Here is a 23,790-nt window from a genome sequence, read left to right as displayed (position 1 = left end):
CCGAATGAATTACGCAACAATGGTGTTGTGAAATACGACGGAGGGGCTCCTCAGGAGGAACTCGCGACCGGTGAGCGCTCGACGCGCAACCGGGTCGCGCGCTCCATCCTGGACCACGGGCCCTCCACCGTCGCAGACCTCGCGGGGCGCCTCGGCCTCACTCAGGCCGCCGTCCGCCGCCACCTGGACGCCCTCGTCTCCGACGATGTGGTCGAAGCCCGTGAACAGCGGGTCTACGGGGCGCGGACCCGGGGCAGGCCCGCCAAGGTGTTCGCCCTGACGGACTGCGGCCGGGACGCCTTCGACCAGTCCTACGACAAGCTGGCCGCCGACGCCCTGCGCTTCATCGCCGCATCCGGCGGGGACGAGGCGGTCACCGCCTTCGCCCGCGCCCGGATGGCCGCGATGGGCGAGGCGTACCGCGCGGCGGTCGAGGCCGCGGAGCCCGAGCGGCGCACGGAGGCCCTCGCCAGGGCCCTGAGCGCCGACGGGTACGCTGCTACGGCGCGAAGCGCGCCGGGCCCGCAGCAGGGAGAGCAGCTGTGCCAGCACCACTGCCCGGTGGCGCATGTCGCCGAGCAGTTCCCACAGCTGTGCGAGGCGGAGACGGAATTCTTCTCCAGCCTCCTCGGGACCCATGTGCAGCGTCTGGCCACCCTCGCCCACGGCGACGGCGTGTGCACGACATACGTGCCGCGCAGCGGCCACGCAGCACCCCCACAGACCACCCCATCAGCATCTGCAAGCACGGCCGGGAGGAACCCCGCATGACGCTCCCCACGGAGACTGCCCACCCTGAGCTCGAGGGTCTGGGTACGTACGAATTCGGCTGGGCCGACTCCGACGCGGCAGGCGCGGCGGCGAAGCGCGGCCTCTCCGAGGCTGTCGTCCGCGACATCTCGGAGAAGAAGAACGAGCCCGAGTGGATGCTGAAGCTGCGGCTCAAGGGCCTCAGGCTCTTCGACAAGAAGCCCATGCCCAGCTGGGGCTCGGACCTGTCGGGCATCGACTTCGACAACATCAAGTACTTCGTGCGCTCCACGGAGAAGCAGGCGGCCTCCTGGGAGGAGCTGCCCGAGGACATCAAGAACACGTACGACAAGCTGGGCATCCCGGAGGCGGAGAAGCAGCGCCTGGTCGCCGGTGTCGCCGCGCAGTACGAGTCCGAGGTCGTCTACCACCAGATCCGCGAGGACCTGGAGGAGCAGGGCGTCATCTTCCTGGACACCGACACCGCGCTGAAGGAGCACCCGGAGCTCTTCAAGGAGTACTTCGGCACCGTCATCCCCGTCGGTGACAACAAGTTCGCCTCGCTGAACACGGCCGTGTGGTCCGGCGGCTCGTTCATCTACGTGCCCAAGGGCGTCCACGTGGACATCCCGCTCCAGGCGTACTTCCGTATCAACACGGAGAACATGGGCCAGTTCGAGCGGACGCTGATCATCGTCGACGAGGACGCCTACGTCCACTACGTCGAGGGCTGCACCGCCCCGATCTACTCCTCGGACTCGCTGCACAGCGCCGTGGTCGAGATCATCGTGAAGAAGGGCGGCCGCTGCCGCTACACGACCATCCAGAACTGGTCGAACAACGTCTACAACCTGGTCACCAAGCGGGCCGTGGCCTACGAGGGCGCGACCATGGAGTGGGTCGACGGCAACATCGGCTCCAAGGTGACCATGAAGTACCCGGCCATCTACCTGATGGGCGAGCACGCCAAGGGCGAGACCCTCTCCATTGCCTTCGCGGGCGAGGGCCAGCACCAGGACGCCGGCGCCAAGATGGTCCACATGGCGCCGAACACCTCCTCGAACATCGTCTCCAAGTCGGTGGCGCGAGGCGGCGGCCGTACCTCCTACCGCGGTCTGATCGAGATCGGCGAGGGCGCGCCGGGCGCGAAGTCCAACGTCCTCTGCGACGCTCTGCTCGTCGACACGATCTCGCGCTCCGACACCTACCCGTACGTGGACGTCCGCGAGGACGACGTGTCGATGGGCCACGAGGCGACCGTCTCCAAGGTCTCCGAGGACCAGCTCTTCTACCTGATGAGCCGCGGACTCACCGAGTTCGAGGCCATGGCGATGATCGTGCGCGGCTTCGTCGAGCCGATCGCGAAGGAGCTGCCCATGGAGTACGCCCTGGAGCTCAACCGGCTGATCGAGCTGCAGATGGAGGGTTCGGTCGGCTAGGTCCTCACCCGAGGACCCTGTGGGACGGCCGCTCCCCGGCCGTCCCCCGCCCCCACCGAACCACCCCCCTTCTTGACTGAGAAAGCGAGCACTACGACAGCCATGGCTGAGGCTCAGAACACTCCGGTGGGCTCCACCACCGCCGGCTCCATCGCGGTGGCCGCCGAGTCGACCGTCGCCACGCGCATGAGCGCACCCCCGTCCTTCGACGTCGCGGACTTCCCCGTCCCGCACGGTCGCGAGGAGGAGTGGCGCTTCACCCCGCTGGAGCGGCTGCGCGGGCTGCACGACGGCACCGCCGTCGCCACGGGCAGCGGTGTGAAGGTCGCGATCGAGGCGCCCGAGGGCGTCACCGTCGAGACCGTCGGCCGTGACGACGCCCGGCTCGGCAGGGCCGGTACGCCGGTGGACCGGGTCGCCGCCCAGGCGTACAGCTCCTTCGAGCAGGCATCGGTCGTCACCGTCGCCAAGGAGGCCGTGCTCTCCGAGCCGATCCGGATCGCCGTGCACGGCGAGGGCGGGGTCGCCTTCGGCCACCAGCTCATCGAGCTGGGCGCCTTCGCCGAGGCCGTCGTCGTCATCGACCACACCGGTGACGCGGTGCTCGCCGCCAACGTCGACTACGTACTGGGCGACGGCGCCAAGCTGACCGTCGTCTCCGTCCAGGACTGGGACGACACCGCCGTCCACGTCGGCCAGCACAACGCGCTGGTCGGCCGGGACGCCTCCTTCAAGTCGATCGTCGTCACCTTCGGCGGCGACCTGGTCCGCCTCCACCCGCGGGTCGCCTACGCGGCGCCCGGCGGCGAGGCCGAGCTGTTCGGCCTGTACTTCACCGACCAGGGCCAGCACCAGGAGCACCGCCTCCTGGTCGACCACAACACCCCGCACTGCAAGTCCAACGCGGTGTACAAGGGCGCGCTCCAGGGCGACGGCGCCCACGCCGTCTGGATCGGGGACGTCCTCATCCAGGCCGCGGCCGAGGGCACCGACACCTACGAGATGAACCGGAACCTCGTCCTCACCGACGGCGCCCGGGTCGACTCCGTACCCAACCTGGAGATCGAGACCGGCGAGATCGTCGGCGCCGGCCACGCCTCGGCGACCGGCCGCTTCGACGACGAGCAGCTCTTCTACCTCCAGTCCCGCGGTATCCCGGCCGAGGAGGCCCGCCGCCTGGTCGTGCGCGGCTTCTTCGCCGAGCTGGTCCAGCAGATCGGCCTGCCGGACGTCGAGGAGCGGCTCATCGACAAGATCGAGGCCGAGCTGAAGGCGTCCGTCTGATGTCCTTCGTCAAGGCGTGTGCGCTGAGTGAGCTGGAGGACGACACCCCGAAACGGGTCGAGCTCGACGGCACACCGGTCTCCGTCGTCCGCACCGAGGGCGAGGTGTTCGCGATCAACGACATCTGCTCGCACGCGAACGTGTCCCTCTCGGAGGGCGAGGTGGAGGACTGCGCGATCGAGTGCTGGCTGCACGGATCGGCGTTCGACCTCCGCACCGGAAAGCCGTCCGGTCTTCCCGCGACGCGCCCCGTCCCCGTATACCCCGTCAAGATCGAAGGGGACGATGTGCTCGTCTCCGTCACCCAGGAGTCCTGAGTCACCCATGGCAACGCTTGAAATCCGCGACCTGCACGTCTCCGTCGAGGCCGACAACGCCACGAAGGCGATCCTCAAGGGCGTCGACCTGACCGTGAAGCAGGGCGAGACCCACGCCATCATGGGCCCCAACGGGTCCGGCAAGTCCACCCTCGCGTACTCGCTCGCGGGCCACCCCAAGTACACGATCACCGGCGGTACGGTCACCCTGGACGGCGAGGACGTCCTGGAGATGTCCGTCGACGAGCGCGCCCGCGCCGGTCTCTTCCTGGCCATGCAGTACCCGGTCGAGATCCCCGGTGTCTCCGTCTCCAACTTCCTGCGCACTTCCGCCACCGCCGTCCGCGGCGAGGCCCCCAAGCTGCGTACATGGGTCAAGGAGGTCAAGGAGACGATGGCCGGGCTCCAGATGGACCCGTCCTTCGCCGAGCGCAACGTCAACGAGGGCTTCTCCGGCGGTGAGAAGAAGCGCCACGAGATCCTCCAGCTGGAGCTGCTCAAGCCGAAGATCGCCGTCCTGGACGAGACCGACTCCGGCCTGGACGTCGACGCGCTCAAGACCGTCTCCGAGGGCGTCAACCGGGTCCGGGCGACCGGCGAGGTCGGCACCCTGCTGATCACGCACTACACCCGCATCCTGAAGTACATCCAGCCCGACTTCGTGCACGTGTTCGCCAACGGCCGGATCGCCGCCTCCGGCGGTGCCGAGCTGGCCGACCAGCTGGAGAACGAGGGCTACGAGGCATACACGAAGGGTGGCGCTTCCGCGTGACTGACGCCCGACAGGGGCTCACCGGCCTCCTCGACACCGAGGCGATCCGCAAGGACTTCCCGATCCTGGACCGCACGGTCCACGACGGCAAGAAGATCCTTTACCTGGACTCCGCGGCGACCTCGCAGAAGCCGCGCCAGGTCCTCGACGCGCTCAACACGTACTACGAGCGCCACAACGCGAACGTGCACCGAGGCGTCTACACGATCGCCGAGGAGGCCACCGCGCTGTACGAGGGCGCCCGTGACAAGGTCGCGGCCTTCATCAACGCACCCAGCCGCGACGAGGTGATCTTCACCAAGAACGCCTCGGAGTCGCTCAACCTCGTGGCCAACATGCTCGGCTGGGCGGACGAGCCCTACCGGGTGGACCGCGACACCGAGATCGTCACCACGGAGATGGAGCACCACTCCAACATCGTGCCGTGGCAGCTGCTCTCGCAGCGCACGGGCGCGAAGCTGAAGTGGTTCGGCATCACCGACGACGGCCGGCTCGACCTGTCGAACATCGACGAGATCATCACCGAGAAGACGAAGATCGTCTCCTTCACGCTGGTCTCCAACATCCTGGGCACCGTCAACCCGGTCGAGCAGATCATCCGCCGCGCCCAGCAGGTCGGCGCCCTGGTCTGCATCGACGCCTCGCAGGCGGCCCCGCACATGGTGCTGGACGTGCAGGCGCTCCAGGCCGACTTCGTGGCCTTCACCGGCCACAAGATGGTCGGCCCGACCGGCATCGGCGTGCTCTGGGGACGGCAGGAGCTCCTGGAGGACCTGCCGCCGTTCCTCGGCGGCGGCGAGATGATCGAGACCGTCTCGATGCACTCCTCCACCTACGCCCCGGCGCCGCACAAGTTCGAGGCCGGTACGCCCCCGATCGCCCAGGCCGTCGGCCTCGGCGCGGCCGTGGACTACCTCTCCTCGATCGGCATGGAGAAGATCCACCAGCACGAGAAGGCGATCACCGAGTACGCGGTGAAGCGCCTCCTGGAGGTCCCGGACCTGCGGATCATCGGCCCGGCGACGGCCGAGGACCGGGGCGCCACGATCTCCTTCACGCTCGGGGACATCCACCCGCACGACGTGGGCCAGGTCCTCGACGAGATGGGCATCTGCGTCCGGGTCGGCCACCACTGCGCGCGCCCGGTCTGCCTGCGGTACGGAATTCCCGCGACGACGCGAGCGTCGTTCTATCTGTACTCCACGCCCTCCGAGGTCGACGCCCTGGTGGACGGGCTGGAGCACGTCCGGAACTTCTTCGGCTGAGGGCTGACTGGTGAAGCTTGATTCCATGTACCAGGAAGTGATCCTGGACCACTACAAGCACCCCCACGGGCGCGGCCTGCGGGACGGCGACGCCGAGGTGCACCACGTCAACCCGACGTGCGGCGACGAGATCACCCTCCGGGTGAAGTACGACGGCCAGACCGTTGCCGACGTCAGCTACGAGGGCCAGGGCTGCTCCATCAGCCAGGCCAGCGCCTCCGTGCTGAACGAGCTGCTCGTCGGCAAGGAGCTGTCCCAGGCGCAGAAGATCCAGGACGCCTTCCTGGAGCTGATGCAGTCCAAGGGCCAGCTGGAGCCGGACGACGCGATGGAGGAGATCCTGGAGGACGCGGTCGCGTTCGCCGGGGTCTCCAAGTACCCCGCCCGGGTCAAGTGCGCGCTGCTGAGCTGGATGGCGTGGAAGGACGCGACGGCCAAGGCGCTGTCCGAAGGGAAGACCGCATGAGCGAGAACGAGACCGCGACCATGAAGCCGGCCTCCGAGGAGGAGGTCCGCGAGGCGCTGTACGACGTCGTCGACCCCGAGCTGGGCATCGACGTCGTCAACCTGGGCCTGATCTACGGCATCCACGTCGACGACGCCAACATCGCCACCCTCGACATGACCCTCACGTCCGCGGCCTGCCCGCTGACCGACGTGATCGAGGACCAGGCGAAGTCCGCCACGGACGGCATCGTCAACGAGCTCCGGATCAACTGGGTCTGGATGCCGCCGTGGGGCCCGGACAAGATCACGGACGACGGCCGCGAGCAGCTGCGCGCGCTGGGGTTCAACGTCTGATCCGCTGCCCCGAGCAGTGTGCCGAACGGGCTGTGCCCGCCACCGGTCCGACCGGTGGCGGGCACAGCCCATTTGCGTTTCCGTACGCCTTACGCGGGCGCGCCCGGTGGTGGCCCGTACTGCTCGGGCAGGGGCTGTTCCGCCGCGGCGGCGGCCAGGACCGGGCCCAGGTTCTCCGTGCGCATCCGGCGGTCCACGTACAGCAGGCCGACCACCAGCGGCGGGAAGACCGCCGAGAACAGCTGGGCCACCAGCTGGCTGATCAGCGACAGGCCGATGAAGCTGCCGACCAGGGCGAGGATCTCCGCGCCGCTGGGCTCGGAGCCCGTGCTGGGGGTGCTCATCATGCTCGGGAACAGGCCGAGTATCTGGAACGGCATCTGGATGAGGTAGCCCGCCACGGTCGCCATCACATAGGCGAGCAGCGAGATGCCGAAGACCCGCCACCAGTCGGTGCGCACCAGCTGGGCCGAGCGGCGCAGGGCCGCGACCGGGCCCTGCTTCTCGAAGACCACGACCGTCGGGGCCAGGGAGAACTTCACCCAGAGCCAGATCGCCACCGGGACGGCGGCCAGCCAGCCGAGGGCGCTCAGCCAGATCAGCGGTACGACGCCGTCCGAGTCGCCGCCCGGGGCGGCGGTGACCAGCGTCGCGAGGAGGGTGACCATGAAGAGCAGGAAGGGGACGGCGAAGATCAGCCCCAGCAGGATCGTCGTGCCGACCATGGACCAGACCCGTGACCAGGCCCGGCGCCAGAGGGCGCCGAAGCGGATCGGGCGGCCCAGGACGGCCTCCTGGAGCACCACCGGGACCGCCGCCTGGACGACGGCCCAGGCCAGCAGGTAGGCGATGCCGCCGATGATCACCAGGGCGCCGAACGCGACGGCCAGCGGCACCAGTTCCTCAGCGTCCGGGGTGCCGGGCGCCGTCAGTTCGTCCCAGCCGGCCGCGAGGGCGGAGAGGACGACGGCCAGCCCGGCGACCATCAGGGCCGTCACCGCGCCGAAGAGCGCCAGGGCCAGCCCGACCAGCGGTTTCCAGTAGCGCCCGATCGTCGAGAAGGCGCCGCCGAGTATCTCCGAGAGCCCCAGCGGCGCCAGGGGTATCACCCCCGGCTTCGGCGGCGCCCAGCCGCCGTGCCAGCCGCCACCGGGCCACTGCGCGCCCCCGGGAAAAGGCCCCCCGCCGTGGGGAGCGCCTCCGTGCGGGCCACCGCCCCACCCTGCATCCTGCGCCACTGTCTCTCCGGTCTGTCGTCCGCCCGTGCTGCCGGGCCGTTCCGTCGTCGGTCGGGACACCGTAGCGCCCTTGACGTGGGCCGATGATATGTACGGCTGTACGCAACGATGCGTACACTCGTACACATGGGATACGCATACGGACTGCTGGCCGCGGCGATCGCGGCGGAGGTGGCCGGGACGACGGCCATGAAGTACAGCGAGGGCTTCACCCGGCTCTGGCCCTCGATCGGCACGGCGGTGGGCTACCTGATCGCCTTCACCCTGCTCGCGCAGACCCTCAAGACCCTGTCCGTGGGCACCGCGTACGCGATCTGGGCCGGTGTCGGCACCGCGGCCGTCGCCCTCATCGGCATCCTGTTCATGGGGGAGTCCAGCAGCCTGGTCAAGATCGTGGGGGTCGGTCTGATCGTCGTCGGGGTCGTCGTGCTCAACCTGGGAGGGGCGCACTGATGGCCCGCCGGTACGACCCCGAACGGCGTACGCGGATCATCGACGCGGCGCTGCGGGTGATCGTGGCCGACGGGATAGCCGGGCTGAGCCACCGCACGGTGGCCGCCGAGGCCGATGTGCCGCTGGGCTCGACCACGTACCACTTCGGCTCGCTGGACGAGCTGCTGACGGCCGCCCTGCGCCGGTCCAACGAGAACTTCGCCCGGGCGCTGCGGGACAGTGAGGTGTGCGCCGGGGGCGCGCCGGAGGCCAAGGGCGCGTCCTCAGGCGCCGGGCTCGCCGATGAGCTGACCCGGGTGCTGGAGGAGTGGTTCGCGGGCGAGCGGGGCGCGATCGAGCTGGAGTACGAGCTCTACCTCGCGGCCCTGCGCCGCCCGGCCCTGCGCCCCGTCGCCGCCGAGTGGACCGAGGCGGCGGTCGAGCTGCTGTCCACCCGCACCGATCCGGCCACCGCGCGGGCCCTCGTCGCGCTGCTGGACGGCGTCTGTCTCCAGGTGCTGCTGACCGGCTCCGCCTTCGACGCCGACTACACCCGCGAGATGCTGGCGCGGGTGGTGGAGGGGCGGGGATGAGGGGGCGTGTCCGAGGGGGTGGACGGGCGCGGCCCAGGGGGAACGGGCCGGAGGCTGAGACCGGTTCGCCCGAGCGGGCCCCGGCCGGTTAGGTTTCTGTCCATGACCGACACGACTTCCCAGGCCCCTTCCCGTACCACCGGCGCCGTCGCCGCCGGCCTCGCCACCGTCGCCGGTGACGGCACCGTCCTCGACACCTGGTTCCCCGCTCCCGAGCTCACGCCCGAGCCCGGCCCGGCCGGTACGACGCGGCTCACCCCGGACGAGGCCGTCAACCGCCTCGGTGAGGGCGCCGCCAAGGCCATCGGCGTGGACGCCCGGCGCGGGGTCGAGGTCGTCGCCGTCTCCACGGTCATCTCCTCGCTGGAGGACAAGCCGCTCGACGCGCACGACGCGTACCTGCGCCTGCACCTCCTCTCGCACCGGCTCGTCCAGCCGCACGGCCAGAACCTCGACGGTCTCTTCGGCCTCCTCGCCAACGTCGCCTGGACCTCGCTCGGCCCGGTCGCCGTCGACGACCTGGAGCGGGTCCGCCTCAACGCCCGTGCCGAGGGGCTGCACCTCCAGGTGACCTCGGTCGACAAGTTCCCGCGTATGACGGACTACGTGGCACCCAAGGGCGTACGCATCGCGGACGCCGACCGGGTCCGCCTCGGCGCGCACCTCGCCGCCGGGACCACCGTCATGCACGAGGGCTTCGTCAACTTCAACGCGGGCACGCTCGGCACCTCCATGGTCGAGGGCCGTATCTCGGCGGGTGTCGTCGTCGGTGACGGCTCCGACATCGGCGGCGGCGCCTCCACCATGGGCACGCTCTCCGGCGGCGGCAACGTCCGTATCGTCATCGGCGAGCGCTGCCTCGTCGGCGCCGAGGCCGGTGTCGGGATCGCCCTGGGCGACGAGTGCGTGGTGGAGGCCGGGCTGTACGTCACGGCCGGCACCCGCGTCACGCTGCCGGACGGTCAGGTCGTCAAGGCCCGCGAGCTCTCCGGCGCCTCCAACATCCTCTTCCGCCGCAACTCGGTCACCGGCACCGTCGAGGCCCGCCCGAACAACGCGGTGTGGGGCGGCCTGAACGAGGTCCTGCACGCCCACAACTGACCCTCAGCTCGCGAGGAGCTCCTCGTACGCCGCACGCAGCCCGTCGACCGCCTCGCGGCCGGCGGGCTGCAGCGGTTCCCGGACCGGGCCCGCGTCCAGCAGGGCCTTCACGGTGACGGCGCCGGGCAGCCCGCCCGCCATCATCAGCTCGGTGAGGCGGACGGTCAGCCCGTTGAGCCGGGCCGCCTCGTCGGTGCGCCCCGCGTCGAACGCGTCCAGCGGCGCCCGCATCCGGCGCGGGGTCACGTTGGCGACGGTGCTCACATAGCCCGCGCCGCCGACCGCGTACAGCGGGAGGTTCAGCTCCTCGCACCCCGAGTAGTACGCCAGCGAGGTCCGCGCCAGCACCTTCGTCGAGCCGAGCAGGTCGTACGCGCAGTCCTTGACCGCCACGATCCGCGGGTGGTCCGCCAGCCGCAGCAGGGTCTCCGGCTCGATACGGGTGCCGGTGCGGCCGGGGATGTCGTACAGCATCAGGGGTATGGCGGTGGCCTCCGCGATCCGCAGGAAGTACGCCTCGACGGCGGTCTGCTGCGGGCGGCTGTAGTACGGGGAGACCACCAGCAGCCCGTCCGCGCCCGCCTCCTCCGCCTCCCGCGCGAGGCGCACCGCGTGTGCGGTGTCCGCGCTGCCGACGCCGGAGAGCAGCGGCACCCCGTCCCCGACCTCCGCCCGCACGGCCCGCAGCAGCTCCGCCTTCTCCGCGTCCGAGGTGGTCGGCGACTCGCCGGTGGTCCCGCTGAGCACCAGCCCGTCGCAGCCCTCGGCCACCAGGTGTGCGGCATGGGCGCGGGCGGCGCCGAGGTCCAGGGCGCCGGTGGCGGTGAACGGGGTGATCATGGCGCAGAGCGTGCGGCCGAAAGGGCGGGGCGCGGTGGGAGTCATGGTCGCAGTCTCGGCTCCGGAACTGTGAAGGTCCACTTAGATCTGCTTGCGCGGACCGCGAAGGACTGCTGAACGATATGCGGCCCGGCCACTGAGGGTGCCCGCCGGAGTGGTGAGAGGGAAGGCCGTCGATCAGGCTTGACCTCAAGTTGACTTGAGGTGTGAGGGTGATGGTCACGGCGCGCCGAGCGGCGCGCGTGAGGAGGGGACACCGCCATGACCGTGCACTTCACCGACCGCCCGGACCCGGCCCGTACCGACGCGGGGATCGTCAGGGCCAGTACCTGGCACGTCGGTACGCCGGACCGGCAGCGGGACGCCGTCGAGGCCATCCGGAAGGCATGGGGGAGCCGGGCGTGGCCGCACCCCGGGCTCCTCTCGTACAGCGTCTACGCGGGTGAGGACGGCGCGACCCTGCTCCACTACTCCCAGTGGTCCGGCGAGCGGGCCCACCAGGACTTCGTCCGGGAGGGCCGGGACGCCCGCAACGCCGACATCGACGCCGCCGTGCCCGGTATCGAACGCCGCGGGCTCCACACGTACGAGCTGTACCGCTCCGGGCTCCGGACCGAGGGCGACACCCGTGAGCCCGGATGCGTCGTGATCGTCGACGCGGAGTTCGACGGGCCCGACCCGGCCCGGCAACGGGACTGGATCGACGCCGTGTTCGAGGCCCTCGGCAACGACATCCGGACACCCGAGGGAGGCATCTCCGCGCACTTCCACACCAGCACCGACGGCACCCGGGTCCTCAACTACGCCGAGTGGGAGAGCGCCGAGCACCACATCGCGGCCCTCGCCGGACCCGGTGAGGGGATCGGCTCCCCGTCGCCGCTGTGGGAACGCGTCCAGAAGTACCCGGGGATGACCGGCGGGGGCGTGAACCGCTACACGCCCGCCCTCAGCATGCGGGCGGGGTGACGGCAGGGGGCGGTCTGCGGCAACGCGTCTCCTGCGCAGGGGGATTGCCCGCTACCCGGGGTGAACGGTGACGGTGGGTTGCCCGCCCCGGACGGCGGGCGGCGAATTGCGTCTAGGCTTGGGCGGCTGAACCGCGTCCGCACCCCGTACGCCCCCGAGCACGCACCGAGGAGAACCCCCGATGTCCGCAGAGCGCCCCATCCTGCCGCCGGTGCGGCTGCCCGCCGAGGCCGAACTGGCGCGGGAGGCGCTCGCCGCACCGCTGTTCGTGCGGGCCGTGAAGCTCGCCCGCTGGGCGGGGCCCGACGCGCGGGTCGGTGCCGGCGGCGAGCTGGTGGAGGCGCAACTCCCGGCAGCGGCCGAGCACCTCGGCCTCTCCGCCGACGAGGACGGCGCGGCGTACGCCAGCGAGGCATGGCGGCTCGCCGTGGACACCGGGCTCCTCGACGTCACCGACCCGGAGGACGGCGAGCACCCGGACGGTACGGAGGACGAGGCCGAGGGCACCGTCACCGCGGGCGAGAACCTGGCGCTGCTCACCTCCGGCTCCCCGCAGGACGTCCTCTCCATCTGGCTCGACGGCCTGGACGCCGTGCACGCCGACGCCACCGCACCCGTCCTGGACGACTTCGCCGACCTCGTCGGTGAGGACGGCTCCATCGACTTCGACGCCCTGGACTGGGACCCGGAGGCCGAGGCGGAGTTCCTCGACGGAGTGCTCGGCAACCTCTACCTGCTCACCCTCGCGGACAACGGCGCGGGCGACGGCCCGGTGCCGCTGCCCGCCCTCGCCGCGTCGATGATCGTCCCCGACGACATGGGCGAGCCGACCGACGACATCCTGGAGCAGGTGTCGGAGGCGATGATGCGCCTCGACGACCAGTTCCGGCTCCTCGAACCCATCGGGATCGTCGAGTACCAGCCGGTGGACGAGGCGTTGATGGTGGAGGAGGGCGAGACGGCGGACGCCTCCGCCGGGGCCGACGAGGAGGACGTCACCCGCTACGGGATGGTCAGGCTGACCCCCCTCGGCCTGTACGGCGTCCGGGCCCGGATGCTGGAGGCCGGGGTGGACGCTCCCGCCGTCGGCGATCTGGCAGGCAAGGGCGCCGACGCCCTCCTCGACGGCATCGCGCACTACCCGGAGGCCGCCGCCCGCGCCGAGATCCAGCTCTGGCTCGCCGGGCGCGGCGCCGAAGGCACGGTCCCGGCCGCCGCCGAACTGCTGGCCGCCGCCCGCGGCACGGACGAGGGCGCACCGCTGCGCCGCCTCCACTGCCAGCAGGCGCTCGCGCTGGCCGGTGCGGAGGCCGAACCTGCCGTACGCGCCGTCCTCGGCGACCAGGAACTCGGCGGCCTGGCCCGCGTCTGGCTCGCGGAGCACGGCGCGTCCGACGTCCCGGCCCCGACGGAGACGATGATCTTCTGGCTGGCCATCGACACCATCGCCGCCCAACTGGACGCGGACGGCGAACTCGACGAGCTCCAGGGCCTCATCGAGGGCCTCTCCGCCCAGCACAGCGGCTTCTTCGATGAGGTCTGGCGCGTCGACCACCCGGCCACCGCCGACGTCCTGGAGGCCATGGGCCGCCTGCACAGCGACAAGAAGGCCGCGAAGGACGCCCGCAAGGCCGCGTTCAAGGCCCGGTCGCGCGCGGGGGCCGAGGAGGAGCGGGCGTAGCTGTTGGGGGGGCGAGCGTAGCTCTTGAGGGGCGAGCGTAGCTCTTGAGGGGAGCGCTGCTCTTACCAAGCAGACGTCGGCGGTTCGGAGGGGGCGATTCCACCCGGCCCCTCCGGGCGGTGCCCCGCGTGCCGCCGTACGGCTGTGCCCCGAAATCCCTTCGCGCTCGCGGAGGTTGTTCCCTAAGGTCATGGACATGCACCTCCCGGTGCGAGGGCGGCGGCTCCTTCTTTCCCTGAAATATGCCGCAGCCACGGGTGATCTCGGGAGGCGCGAGCGCCGGGGTGTCCGGTGCGCAGATGACGGATACTTCTGGATCTGACGGTTGCGGGTTCGAGTCCCGCCCGGCTTCGGCCGGTAGCTCAAGTGGGTAGAGCATCGGACTGTCCTCCGTCGTCGACCCAGGGCATTCGCTGCCCGGATCTCGGGCACCCCGTTGCGCCGTCGCGCGCCTCCCTCAGGAATCAGGAGTTCGGGGGAATTTCCATGGCTCGCTTCAACCGGCGCGGCATCCGGCTCCGTCCGGCCCGCTCCCTGCCCGCCTCGCCCGTCGCCACGACCGGGGCGCTCGCGGTCAACCGCCAGGGCGGGACCGGGTATCTGCGTGATGCCCGGTCCGAGCTCTTTCTTCTCGCCGTCGCCAACTTCGTGGCGCAGGAGACCTTTTACGAAGGTGGCCAGGAGCGCGACATGCGGTTCGCCGCCCTCGTGCGGCGCCTCGCCGTCGAGGACCCGGTCTGGACCGCGGGGCTCCTGCACTGGCTGCGGCGGGACGGGCAGCTACGGACCGCCTCGCTGGTCGGCGGTGCGGAGTACGTGAAGGCGCGGCTGGACGCGGGGTGCGCCGAGGGGCCCGCGAACCGGCAGGTCATCGGCTCCGTACTGCTGCGTGCCGACGAGCCGGGCGAGCTGCTCGGCTACTGGACGTCCCGGTACGGCCGTGCCCTGCCCCAGCCCGTCAAGCGGGGCGTCGCCGATGCCGTACGGCGTCTCTACACCGGGCGGGCATTGCTGAAGTACGACACCGCGTCCAAGGGCTTCCGCTTCGGGGACGTCCTCAATCTGGTGCACGCCGCGCCCGACCCGGGCAAGCCCGGGCAGGGCGAGCTGTTCCGGTACGCGCTGGACCGCAGGCACCGGCCGGACAGCGCCGTGCCGCCCGCCGGGGACCGCACCCTGACCGCTCACCGGGCGCTCATGGAGCTGCCGGTCGCCGAGCGGCGCGCGGTCGTCACCGGGGACGGCGGCGCCGAGCGGCTGGCCGAGGCCGGGATGACCTGGGAAGCGCTGGCCGGCTGGTTGCAGGGGCCGATGGACGCGGCGGCCTGGGAGGCGGTCATCCCGGCCATGGGGACGATGGCGCTCGTCCGCAACCTCCGGAACTTCGACGAGGCCGGGGTGAGCGACGAGGCGGCGGCCCGGGCCGCAGCACGCATCAGCGACCCGGAGGCCGTCGCCGCGTCCCGGCAGTTCCCCTTCCGCTACCTCGCCGCCTACCGCCACGCGCCCTCGCTGCGCTGGGCCCACCCGCTGGAGCGGGCGCTCGGCCACTCGCTGCGCCAGGTTCCGGCGCTGCCCGGGCGCACCCTGGTCCTGGTCGACCGCTCGGGCTCCATGTGGTCGCCGCTCTCCGCACGCTCCCAGCTGAACCGGGCGGACGCCGCCGCCGTCTTCGGCGCCGCCCTCGCGCTGCGCGCCGCCGACGCGGACCTGGTGGAGTTCGGCACGACCAGCGCGCCGGTCCCGTACCGCACGGGTGAATCGGTGCTCAGGGTCCTGGAGCGCTTCGGCAACCTGGGCGGCACCGCGACCGCGCGGGCCGTGGAGCGCCACTACCGGGGCCACGACCGGGTCATCGTCGTCACCGACGAGCAGGCCGCGTACACCCACCGTGGCGATGTCACCCGGAGCGTCCCGGACACGGTGCCCGTCTACACCTGGAACCTGGCCGGATACCGGCTCGGCCACGCCCCGTCCGGCCGGGGAAACCGCCACACGTTCGGGGGGCTTTCCGACGCCGCGTTCCGCATGATTCCGCTGCTGGAGGCGGGAGCAAGCGCTGACTGGCCCTGGTGAGCGCGGGTCACGAATCCGGTACTTCTGGGGCCCGGGCGGCAGACGGGCATGGCGCCGGGCCTTCACAGGGCGCATACTCGACTTAATGAAACAGTCAGCCGGTTCCCGGCGTCACCTGCCTTCCAGTCCCTTCAACCGCCCGGCCCAGGAGGCCCCACCGGTCGAATGCTTCGATGTGGGCGACAGGGTGTCGCACGACCAGTTCGGGCTCGGCAGAATCCTTGCTGTCGAGGGCGACAACGACGCGGTCCTCATCGACTTCTCGGGGCGCCAGGGGAGAATCCTGAGCCCGTACTCCAAGCTGACCAAGCTCTGAGACACCGCACGAGCACGAGCGGCGACCAGCCTTCTCGTATCCGGGGCACCCGAAGTGATTCGGGTGCCCCGGATGCCGTTCCGGGCCACGGGCGGCCCGGCCTCCGGGCCCGGAGACCGGGGCAGCGGGGTCAGAGGGCCTGGGCGGCGGGCTTCACCATGCCCCGTACGGTGCGTGACTTCACGAACTCGCCCATGGCCGTCATCTCCCACTCACCGCTGAACTGCTTGATGAGCTTGGCCATGATGACGCCGGTCTGCGGCTCCGCGCCGGTCAGGTCGAACCGGACCAGCTCCTCGTCGGTGCGCGCGTCGATCAGCCGGCAGTAAGCCTTGGCGACCTCGTTGAACTTCTGGCCGGTGAACGAGTTCACCGTGAAGACCAGGCCCGTCGCCTCGGCCGGGATGCGGCCCAGGTCCACGACGATCACCTCGTCGTCCCCCGCGCCCTCCCCCGTGAGGTTGTCGCCGGAGTGCTTGATCGCCCCGTTCAGGATGGTGAGCTTGCCGAAGTAGCAGCTGTCCAGGTGGTTGCGGTTGGGGCCGTACGCGATGACCGAGGCGTCCAGGTCGATGTCCTTGCCCCGGAACGCGGGCTCCCAGCCGAGGCCCATCTTGACCTGTGAGAGCAGCGGGGCGCCGCCCTTGACCAGGGACACGGTCTGGTTCTTCTGGAGGCTGACCCGGCCCTTGTCGAGGTTGATCTTCCCGGCGCCTGCGGGCGGGGCGGCGGGCGGTGCCGGGGGCGCGGCGGGCGCCGGCGGCGCGATCCGCGGGTCCACGGGGGCTGCGGGGGCCACGGGGGCGGCCGCCGGGACCGGCGGGGCGGCGGGCTCCTCCACCGAGACACCGAAGTCCGTGGCGATCCCGGCCAGCCCGTTCGCATACCCCTGGCCGACCGCGCGGGCCTTCCAGGCGCCGTTGCGCCGGTAGATCTCGATGACCACGAGCGCCGTCTCGCCGCCCAGCCGGGGCGGGGTGAACGTGGCGAGCGCGCTGCCGTCGTCGGCGTTGCGCACGGTGGCGGTGGGCTCGATGCCCTGGAAGGTCTGGCCCGCCGCGTCCGGGCTCGCGGTGACGACGATCTTCTCGATGCCCGGCGGGACCGCGCCGGTGTCCACCACGATGGCGTCGGGCGCGGAGCCGCCGCCGGAGCGGTAGGCCACACCGGGGCCCGAGGGCTGGTTGTAGAAGATGAAGTCGTCGTCGGAGCGCACCTTGCCGTCGGCGGTGAGCAGCAGGCCCGAGACGTCGAGCCGCACCGGAGCGGCGACGTCCACCGCCACACGGACGGCGGAGAGAGGAATGTTCGAGCCGGGGGTCATTGCGGTCATGCACGGAGTAACGAACGACCCCGCTTTGCCGTTCCCTTACCTTCGCGGCCACCTTCGCGGCCACCTTCACAGCCGTCCTCGCGGCCGGTCGGCGGAGTCTCGCGGCCGGACCGCGGGCCGTCCCGTGCCGTCCGGCCCGGCTCTCAGCGGCGGTTGCGCGGGTGGTTGCGGGCGGCGCGCTCGTTGCCGTGCTTGTACGCGCCGGTCCAGCGCGCCATCACCAGCTGGGCATCGCCCGACACCACCTCGGCCAGGAACTTCTCCGCCCGGCCGCCGCGCAGGGTGCCCGCCGGGCGGTTGTGGTGGGTGATGGTGACGCTCTGGTCGCCATGCTGTTCGTACTGGAATCCTGAAGGTCTCGGCATGCCCGCATCCTGCCTGCCCGGCCGCCCCCCTGTCGCCTGGATTTACGACCGTCCGCCGCCCCCGGCGCGCCGCCACCCCGCCGCCCCCACCAGCAGCACCCCCGCGGCCACCACCCCCACCGCCCCGCCCACCGCCGACAGCACCCGCACGTCCACCACCGCCACGAGCCCCGCCCCCAGCGCCAGGGCCACCGCGTTGGGGGCCGTCATCAGGGAGCCCGCCGTCGCCGCCGTCCGGCCCAGCACCGCGTCCGGGGTCTCCCGCTGCACCGCCGTCACCGCCGCCACCAGCACACACGGCAGCCCGAACCCGATCGCCGCGCTCGCCGCCAGGGCCACCGCGTCCTGCGGCACCACGCGCGCCCCCACCGCCAGCCCGAACAACGCCATCCCGCCCGCCGCGAACACCCGCCCCGGAACCCGGCGCAGCAGCGGCCCCGCCAGCAGCCCCACCGCCACCGAACCGGCGCCCTGCACCGCGTACAGCACCCCCGCGTACGCCGGCGCCCGCCCGAGCACATCGTCCACGTACGCGTACGTCACCGCCCCGTTCACCCCCGCCACCAGCATCGTCACCGCACCGGCCGTCACCAGCGGGCGCAGCACCGCCGATCCGCCGATCCGCCGCAGCCCGGCGCCGAGTTCACCGCGCCACGGACCCGCCGGGGCGCGGGGAGGTTCGCGTACCGGCAGCCGGGCGAAGAGCAGGGCGGCCAGCGCGCACGTCGCCGCGTCCAGCAGGGCCACCGCCGGGCCGCCGAACCGGGCGTACAGCCCCGCGCCCGCCAGCGGGGCGACCAGCTTCATGCCCTCGTTCGCCGTCATCCGCAGACCGTTGAAGTCGGCCAGCAGCCGCGGCTCCACCGCCCGCGCCACGAGCGCCGACTCCGCCGCGTCGAGCAGGACGCCGGCCGTCCCGTAGAGCACCAGCACCACGAAGAGCAGCCAGACCGTGCGCTCCGAGTCCACCAGCACCAGCGCGGCCAGCAGGCAGGCCAGCGCCAGGTTGACCCGGACCAGCAGGGCCTTGCGGGGGAGCCGGTCCGCGAGGGCGCCGAGCGCGGGGCCTGCCAGCACCGGGGCCCACATCGCGAACACGGTCAGCGCCGCCAGACTGTTCGAGCCGGTCAGTGACTTGACCCAGATCCCGGCCGTCAGCCACATCGCCGACGTACCGAACCCGGAGACGACCACCCCCGCCAGACACCGCCCGGCCGTCCGGTCCCGCAGGACCCGTACCACCGCGGACCCGTTCATGCCGCCGCCGTCCCCCCTCCGCCTCGCGCTCCGCACCTGTGCGGTGTGCGGTTCATGGTGAGGAGTAAGGCCGTCCGGCGGCATCGGGCGGATGCCCTAGGTGTATTGCCCTGTGAGGTTGGGGACGCGGGTGGCGGGTGGTTTGCCTGCGAGCGCGGTGTGTCCGCGGTGGTGATTGTAGGTGTGCAGCCAGGCGGGGAAGGCGTCGCGTCGTTCCTGTTCTGAGCGGTAGGGACGGGCGTAGGCCCATTCGTCCAGCAGGGTGCGGTTGAGGCGTTCGACCTTGCCGTTGGTCTGGGGCCGGTAGGGCCGGGTTCGCTTGTGGGCGATCCCGGCTGCTGCCAGGGTGTCGCGCCAGGTGTGGGACTTGTAGCAGGCGCCGTTGTCGGTCAGGACGCGTTCGACGGTGATTCCGACGCCGGTGAAGTAGGCGTGGGCCCGCTGCCAGAAGGCGGTGGCGGTTTCCTTCTTCTCGTCGGTGAGTATCTCGCTGTAGGCCAGGCGGGAGTGGTCGTCGACGGCGGTGTGGATGTACTGGTAGCCGACACCGGACCTGGTCCTGCGGCCCGCCGGGCGGCCCAGGACTTTGTGGCCGCCGCCGTCGGGGATGTTCCCGAGTTTCTTGATGTCCACGTGTACCAGCTCGCCGGGGCGGTCGTGTTCGTAGCGGCGTATGACGCGGCCGGTGGCCCGGTCCAGATGCTTCAGGCGGGCCAGGCCGAAGCGGGTCAGGACCCGGTGCACGGTCGAGGGGGCCAGGTTCAGCAGGTGCGCGATGCGGGCTGGTCCCCAGCGCCGCAGGACTCTGACCTTGATGATCCGGCGTTCGGTTCGGGTCGCGGTCCGGCGCGGGCTGTGGTGCGGGCGGGAGGAGCGGTCGCTCATGCCGGCCTCGCCCGTGGCCCGGTAGCGGGTGGCCCACCGCTGGGCCGTGGTGGGCGAGACCTGGAAGCGTTCTGCCGCGCGTCGAAGAGGCCAGCCATCCTCGACCACGCAGCGGGCCAGACGCAGGCGGCCGGTCTCGGTCAGAGGTGCATTACGGTGGGGCACGAGGGCCTTTCGGTCAGGTGTAGACGTCGCAATCCACACCGAACCGGCAGGCCCTCACCCATTTCAAGATCCCTCAGCCGAGATGTACCTCACCGTCCACAACCTCCCGGGACAGAACACCTAGGAGTCCTGCGTACGGTGCGCCTCCGCGCGCTCCACGAAGATCCGGTGCAGATCGCGGGCCGCCCGGGTGACCGAGCCCGAGCGGCTGCGCTGCACCACCAGGAGCACCGTGGTCGTGTCGTCCCGCAGCGGGCGTGCGGTGATCGCGCCCGTGCGCTCCAGCGGGTCCCCGAGGACGCTGTAGTCCGGGAGCACAGTCACCCCCAGCCCCTCCGCCACCATCAGCTTGCCCATCTCCGCGCCGTCGGCGGAGTACGAGAACGAGGGCACCCGGCCCTTCAGCAGCCGGTGGGTGAAGCGGTGCATCAGATAGCCGGAGCGCATCACGATCAGCGGCTCGCTCAGCAGGTCGTCCACCCCGACCGACTCCAGCGCCGCCAGCGGGCTGTCGGGGCGCAGGCAGACGACCGGGCGGCCGCGGAGCAGCTCCGTGGTGTGCAGGTCGGGGGCCAGGTCGTCGCCCTCCAGGTAGTTGACCAGGCCGAGGTCCACACCGCCCTCCAGCAGCGAGCGGTGGATCACCGACTGCTGGGCCGCGATCACCTCCACCTCGGTGGCCGAGTGCAGCGCGTGGAACTCCCGGATCGCCGGTACGAGCAGGGGGACCGTCGCCGCGAACACCGTGCCGAGCCGGACCGTACGGCTCGTGCGGTGCTGCTCGTCGGCGGCCCGGCGCAGCCGGTCGACCGCGTCCAGCACCCCGATGATGTGCGGCAGCAGCTCGCGCCCGGCGTCGCTGATCGTCGCCCCCGACCGTTTGCGGTCCAGCACGGTCACCCCGAGCTCGCGCTCCAGGTTCCGTACGGTCTCGCTCAACGCGGGCTGGGACAGGTGCAGTTCCTCCGCCGCCCGGCGCAGGGACCCGAGCCGGGTGACGGCCTCGATGTACTCCAGCTGTTCGATCCGCATCGTCTTTCCCTCTCGACCCGGAGGCGGTGGAAGGGGAACCCTATCGCTCCCTCGCCGATGCCTTCTCGACCTGGAGCGTTCCGGCGCCCTACTCTGGAACCCGAAGGCACCCCGGGGTCCCCCGGGTGCCCGCCGCGGAACGCGAAAGGAGAGGGATGTGCGCCGCTTGACCCGTCGCCGCCACATCGACCTCGGCCGCGTTTCCAGCGCCTTCTGTTGTCACCGCTGACGCGAAGTCCGAGGGGCTGACTCCTCCTTCGCTCTCCCGCGTACGACCGCGTACGACTGTGTGCGGCGACGTACGGCTGTCTGCGGCGGCGTACGGCTGTGCGTGTCCGCGCCTGCCCAGGACGTCCGCGTACGTCCTCGCGCTCTCTTCCCGCGCCCCTCGCCCTTGCCCTCGCCCCTGATCGGGTTTCTCGATCACCGGGGCCGGTCCGCCGCGCCCGGTCACCCGGCGCGCGCCCCGCCTTCCTGTCCTGTCCACGGGAGAACCGCATGCCCACTCCGCCCTCCGCCGACCCGGTCCGCTTCGCGTACTGGGTGCCCAACGTCAGCGGCGGTCTCGTCACCTCCACCATCGAGCAGCGCACCGACTGGGGGTACGACTACAACCGCGAACTCGCCGTCCTCGCCGAGAACAACGGCTTCGACTACGCGCTCAGCCAGGTCCGCTACATGGCCAGCTACGGCGCCGAGTACCAGCACGAGTCCACCTCCTTCAGCCTCGCCCTGCTGCTCGCCACCCAGCGGCTGAAGGTCATCGCCGCCGTCCACCCGGGCCTCTGGCACCCCGGCGTGCTCGCCAAACTGGGCGCCACCGCCGACCACCTGAGCAACGGGCGGTTCGCCGTCAACGTGGTCAGCGGCTGGTTCAAGGACGAGTTCACCGCGCTCGGCGAACCCTGGCTGGAGCACGACGAACGCTACCGCCGCTCCGAGGAGTTCATCCGGGCCCTGCGCGCCATCTGGACCGAGGACCACGCCGAACTCGCCGGGGACTTCTACCGCGTCCGGGACTTCACCCTGAAGCCCAAGCCGCTCGTCTCACCGGAGCGCCCGCACCCGGAGATCTTCCAGGGCGGCAACTCCACCGCCGCCCGGAAGATGGCCGGACGTGTCTCCGACTGGTACTTCTCCAACGGCAAGGACTTCGACGGCGTCACCGAACAGATCAGGGACGTCCGCGCCTCCGCCGACAGCGCCGGACGCACCCCGCCCCGCTTCGGCCTCAACGGCTTCCTCATCGCCCGCGACACCGAGGCCGAGGCCCGCGACACCCTCCGCGAGATCGTCGCCAAGGCCGACACGGAGGCCGTCCACGGCTTCGGTTCGGCCGTCAAGCAGGCAGGACGCTCCACCGCCGACGGCAAGGGCATGTGGCAGGACTCCTCCTTCGAGGACCTCGTCCAGTACAACGACGGATTCCGTACGGGGCTGATCGGCACCCCGGAACAGATCGCGGAGCGCATCGTCGCCTACAAGCGCCTCGGCGTGGACCTGCTCCTCCTCGGCTTCCTCCACTACCACGAGGAGGTCGAGTACTTCGGCAAGAACGTCCTCCCCCTCGTACGGGAGTTGGAAGAACACCCCGCCCCCCTCTCCCCGAAAGGTCTCTCATGAGCACCGCAGCGCCCACCCAGTGGAAGACCCTCCCGGCCCCCGACAGCCCCCGGAGCTGGATCGAGCGCGCGGCCGAGGTCGCCGCGATCCTCGCCACCGACGCCGCCGCCCGTGACAAGGCGGGCGCCACCCCGTACACCGAGGTCCAGCTGCTCAAGGACTCCGGGCTCGTCACCCTGCTCGGCCCGGCCGAACACGGCGGCGGGGGCCAGGACTGGACGACCGCGTACCGGGTGATCCGCGAGGTCGCCAAGGCCGACGGCTCCATCGGGCAGCTCCTCGGCTACCACTACCTCTGGAACTGGGCCGCCCGCCTCGTCGGCACCCGCGAGCAGTGGGAGCACGTCGAGGCCGAGGCGGTCCGGCAGACCTGGTTCTTCGGCGGTGCCGTCAACCCGCGCGACACCGACGTGGTGGTCACGGAGGACGGCGACGACCTCGTCTTCACCGGGGCCAAGACCTTCTCCACCGGCAGCAAGGTCTCCGACGTCACCGTCCTCGAAGGCGTCCTGGAAGGCACCGACCAGCACATCTTCGCCATCGTGCCCTCCGACAGCGAGGGGCTGGTCTTCCACGACGACTGGGACAACATCGGCCAGCGCCTCACCGAGAGCGGCGGCGTCACCATCGACGGCGTCCGCACCCCGTGGGCCTCGGCCGCCGGTTACGTGGACAAGGAGTTCCGGCCGCGCGTCTACAACACCCTCAACGTGCCCACGATCCAGCTGGTGTTCATCAGCTTCTACCTCGGCATCGCCGCCGGGGCCCTGGAGACCGCCGCCACCTACACCCGCACCAAGACCCGCTCCTGGCTGCACGGCGGGTACGACCGGGCCGTCGACGAGCCGTACGTCATCGACACGTACGGCGATCTCACCGCCAAGCTCTGGGCCGTCGAGGCCCTGGCCGACGCCGTGGCCGCCGAGGGGCAGAAACTGCACGACGCCCCCGACGAGGTGACCGAGCAGTCCCGCGCCGCGTTCGAGGTCCGGGTCGCCGCGGCCAAGGCCCGCGCCACCGAGGTGGCCCTGGAGGTCACCAGCCGCATCTTCGAGGTGACCGGAGCCCGCTCCACCGCCTCCGCCGAGGGGCTCGACCGCTTCTGGCGCAACGTCCGCACCCACACCCTGCACGACCCGGTCGCCTACAAGCGCCGCGAGGTCGGCCGCCACGTCCTGACCGGCGAACTCCCCGAACCCACCTGGTACTCCTGACCCGCCCCCGCCGGGCCGGGGGCGGTCCTCCCACCGCCCCCGGCC

At 71.3% G+C, this 23,790-nt stretch carries 23 protein-coding genes; 16 read left to right on the top strand and 7 right to left on the bottom strand.

What is annotated here, in order from left to right; all coding sequences use genetic code 11:
• The first annotated feature begins 27 nt into the window (after positions 1 to 27).
• From B7C62_06350 to B7C62_06315, 8 genes are all read left to right on the top strand, one after another.
• Positions 28 to 771: a transcriptional regulator gene (locus B7C62_06350; GenBank protein ID ARF71925.1), complete on the top strand. Its 744-nt coding sequence runs from the start codon at positions 28 to 30 to the stop codon at positions 769 to 771.
• Positions 768 to 2,189, top strand: coding sequence for a Fe-S cluster assembly protein SufB (locus B7C62_06345; protein ARF71924.1), 1,422 nt, complete (start codon positions 768 to 770; stop codon positions 2,187 to 2,189). The genes B7C62_06350 and B7C62_06345 overlap by 4 nt, the downstream gene beginning before the upstream one ends.
• A gap of 102 nt (positions 2,190 to 2,291) precedes the next feature.
• On the top strand, positions 2,292 to 3,473 hold the full coding sequence (locus B7C62_06340; GenBank protein ARF71923.1) for a Fe-S cluster assembly protein SufD: 1,182 nt from the start codon (positions 2,292 to 2,294) through the stop codon (positions 3,471 to 3,473).
• A complete protein-coding gene (locus tag B7C62_06335; protein ARF71922.1) occupies positions 3,473 to 3,790 on the top strand; it encodes a bifunctional 3-phenylpropionate/cinnamic acid dioxygenase ferredoxin subunit in 318 nt (105 codons plus the stop codon). The genes B7C62_06340 and B7C62_06335 overlap by 1 nt, the downstream gene beginning before the upstream one ends.
• A 7-nt stretch (positions 3,791 to 3,797) precedes the next feature.
• On the top strand, positions 3,798 to 4,562 hold the full coding sequence (locus tag B7C62_06330) for a Fe-S cluster assembly ATPase SufC (GenBank protein ARF71921.1): 765 nt from the start codon (positions 3,798 to 3,800) through the stop codon (positions 4,560 to 4,562).
• Complete coding sequence (locus B7C62_06325) at positions 4,559 to 5,827, top strand: cysteine desulfurase (protein ID ARF71920.1); 1,269 nt, start codon at positions 4,559 to 4,561, stop codon at positions 5,825 to 5,827. Before B7C62_06330 ends, B7C62_06325 begins: the two co-directional genes overlap by 4 nt.
• A gap of 10 nt (positions 5,828 to 5,837) precedes the next feature.
• On the top strand, positions 5,838 to 6,293 hold the full coding sequence (locus tag B7C62_06320; GenBank protein ID ARF71919.1) for an SUF system NifU family Fe-S cluster assembly protein: 456 nt from the start codon (positions 5,838 to 5,840) through the stop codon (positions 6,291 to 6,293).
• Positions 6,290 to 6,628: a metal-sulfur cluster biosynthetic enzyme gene (locus B7C62_06315; GenBank protein ID ARF71918.1), complete on the top strand. Its 339-nt coding sequence runs from the start codon at positions 6,290 to 6,292 to the stop codon at positions 6,626 to 6,628. Before B7C62_06320 ends, B7C62_06315 begins: the two co-directional genes overlap by 4 nt.
• An 89-nt stretch (positions 6,629 to 6,717) precedes the next feature.
• Here the strand turns inward: B7C62_06315 and B7C62_06310 are convergent, their stop codons facing one another.
• Entirely contained in the window at positions 6,718 to 7,704 is a 987-nt protein-coding gene (locus B7C62_06310; GenBank protein ARF77016.1) for a hypothetical protein, read from the bottom strand.
• 288 nt (positions 7,705 to 7,992) lie between these two features.
• On the opposite strand from B7C62_06310, the gene B7C62_06305 reads away from it, so the two are divergent.
• The 3 genes from B7C62_06305 to B7C62_06295 all read left to right on the top strand — a co-directional run bounded on the left by B7C62_06305 (position 7,993) and on the right by B7C62_06295 (position 9,992).
• Positions 7,993 to 8,319 (top strand): QacE family quaternary ammonium compound efflux SMR transporter, encoded by a 327-nt coding sequence (locus tag B7C62_06305; GenBank protein ARF71917.1) that lies wholly within the window; start codon positions 7,993 to 7,995, stop codon positions 8,317 to 8,319.
• Entirely contained in the window at positions 8,319 to 8,891 is a 573-nt protein-coding gene (locus B7C62_06300) for a TetR family transcriptional regulator (protein ID ARF71916.1), read from the top strand. The genes B7C62_06305 and B7C62_06300 overlap by 1 nt, the downstream gene beginning before the upstream one ends.
• A 102-nt stretch (positions 8,892 to 8,993) precedes the next feature.
• Positions 8,994 to 9,992, top strand: a complete 999-nt coding sequence (locus tag B7C62_06295) for a 2,3,4,5-tetrahydropyridine-2,6-dicarboxylate N-succinyltransferase (protein ID ARF71915.1) — start codon at positions 8,994 to 8,996, stop codon at positions 9,990 to 9,992.
• 3 nt (positions 9,993 to 9,995) lie between these two features.
• Here the strand turns inward: B7C62_06295 and B7C62_06290 are convergent, their stop codons facing one another.
• Complete coding sequence (locus B7C62_06290; GenBank protein ID ARF71914.1) at positions 9,996 to 10,877, bottom strand: 4-hydroxy-tetrahydrodipicolinate synthase; 882 nt, start codon at positions 10,875 to 10,877, stop codon at positions 9,996 to 9,998.
• Between the two features lie 216 nt (positions 10,878 to 11,093).
• On the opposite strand from B7C62_06290, the gene B7C62_06285 reads away from it, so the two are divergent.
• The 3 genes from B7C62_06285 (at position 11,094) to B7C62_06275 (ending at position 15,555) form a co-directional block, all read left to right on the top strand.
• A complete protein-coding gene (locus tag B7C62_06285; protein ARF71913.1) occupies positions 11,094 to 11,798 on the top strand; it encodes an antibiotic biosynthesis monooxygenase in 705 nt (234 codons plus the stop codon).
• Positions 11,799 to 11,979: 181 nt separating this feature from the next.
• The gene (locus B7C62_06280; protein ARF71912.1) at positions 11,980 to 13,479 is read left to right on the top strand and encodes a hypothetical protein; all 1,500 of its coding nucleotides are present in this window, start codon (positions 11,980 to 11,982) and stop codon (positions 13,477 to 13,479) included.
• A 486-nt stretch (positions 13,480 to 13,965) separates the two neighbouring features.
• Positions 13,966 to 15,555 carry an RNA-binding protein gene (locus B7C62_06275; protein ARF71911.1) on the top strand — a complete coding sequence of 530 codons (1,590 nt, stop codon included), beginning with the start codon at positions 13,966 to 13,968 and terminating at the stop codon, positions 15,553 to 15,555.
• 446 nt (positions 15,556 to 16,001) lie between these two features.
• On the opposite strand, the gene B7C62_06270 is transcribed toward B7C62_06275, so the two are convergent.
• The 5 genes from B7C62_06270 to B7C62_06250 form a co-directional block, all read right to left on the bottom strand.
• On the bottom strand, positions 16,002 to 17,204 hold the full coding sequence (locus tag B7C62_06270; protein ID ARF71910.1) for a stress-induced protein: 1,203 nt from the start codon (positions 17,202 to 17,204) through the stop codon (positions 16,002 to 16,004).
• Between the two features lie 143 nt (positions 17,205 to 17,347).
• Positions 17,348 to 17,569, bottom strand: coding sequence for a hypothetical protein (locus tag B7C62_06265; GenBank protein ARF71909.1), 222 nt, complete (start codon positions 17,567 to 17,569; stop codon positions 17,348 to 17,350).
• A 42-nt stretch (positions 17,570 to 17,611) separates the two neighbouring features.
• Positions 17,612 to 18,826 carry a hypothetical protein gene (locus tag B7C62_06260; GenBank protein ARF71908.1) on the bottom strand — a complete coding sequence of 405 codons (1,215 nt, stop codon included), beginning with the start codon at positions 18,824 to 18,826 and terminating at the stop codon, positions 17,612 to 17,614.
• 96 nt (positions 18,827 to 18,922) lie between these two features.
• The gene (locus B7C62_06255; GenBank protein ID ARF71907.1) at positions 18,923 to 19,876 is read right to left on the bottom strand and encodes an IS481 family transposase; all 954 of its coding nucleotides are present in this window, start codon (positions 19,874 to 19,876) and stop codon (positions 18,923 to 18,925) included.
• A gap of 120 nt (positions 19,877 to 19,996) precedes the next feature.
• A complete protein-coding gene (locus B7C62_06250; GenBank protein ID ARF71906.1) occupies positions 19,997 to 20,908 on the bottom strand; it encodes a LysR family transcriptional regulator in 912 nt (303 codons plus the stop codon).
• 498 nt (positions 20,909 to 21,406) lie between these two features.
• Between B7C62_06250 and B7C62_06245 the strand changes: the two genes are divergently transcribed.
• Entirely contained in the window at positions 21,407 to 22,531 is a 1,125-nt protein-coding gene (locus B7C62_06245; GenBank protein ARF71905.1) for a dimethyl sulfone monooxygenase SfnG, read from the top strand.
• Complete coding sequence (locus B7C62_06240) at positions 22,528 to 23,745, top strand: monooxygenase (GenBank protein ARF71904.1); 1,218 nt, start codon at positions 22,528 to 22,530, stop codon at positions 23,743 to 23,745. The genes B7C62_06245 and B7C62_06240 overlap by 4 nt, the downstream gene beginning before the upstream one ends.
• Positions 23,746 to 23,790 lie beyond the last annotated feature (45 nt).

The organism is Kitasatospora albolonga (genome assembly GCA_002082585.1).
GTDB classification, from domain to species: domain Bacteria; phylum Actinomycetota; class Actinomycetes; order Streptomycetales; family Streptomycetaceae; genus Streptomyces; species Streptomyces stephensoniae.
The sequence above is the reverse complement of the archived record's forward strand: the minus strand, read 5'-3'. Positions and strand labels throughout refer to the sequence as shown.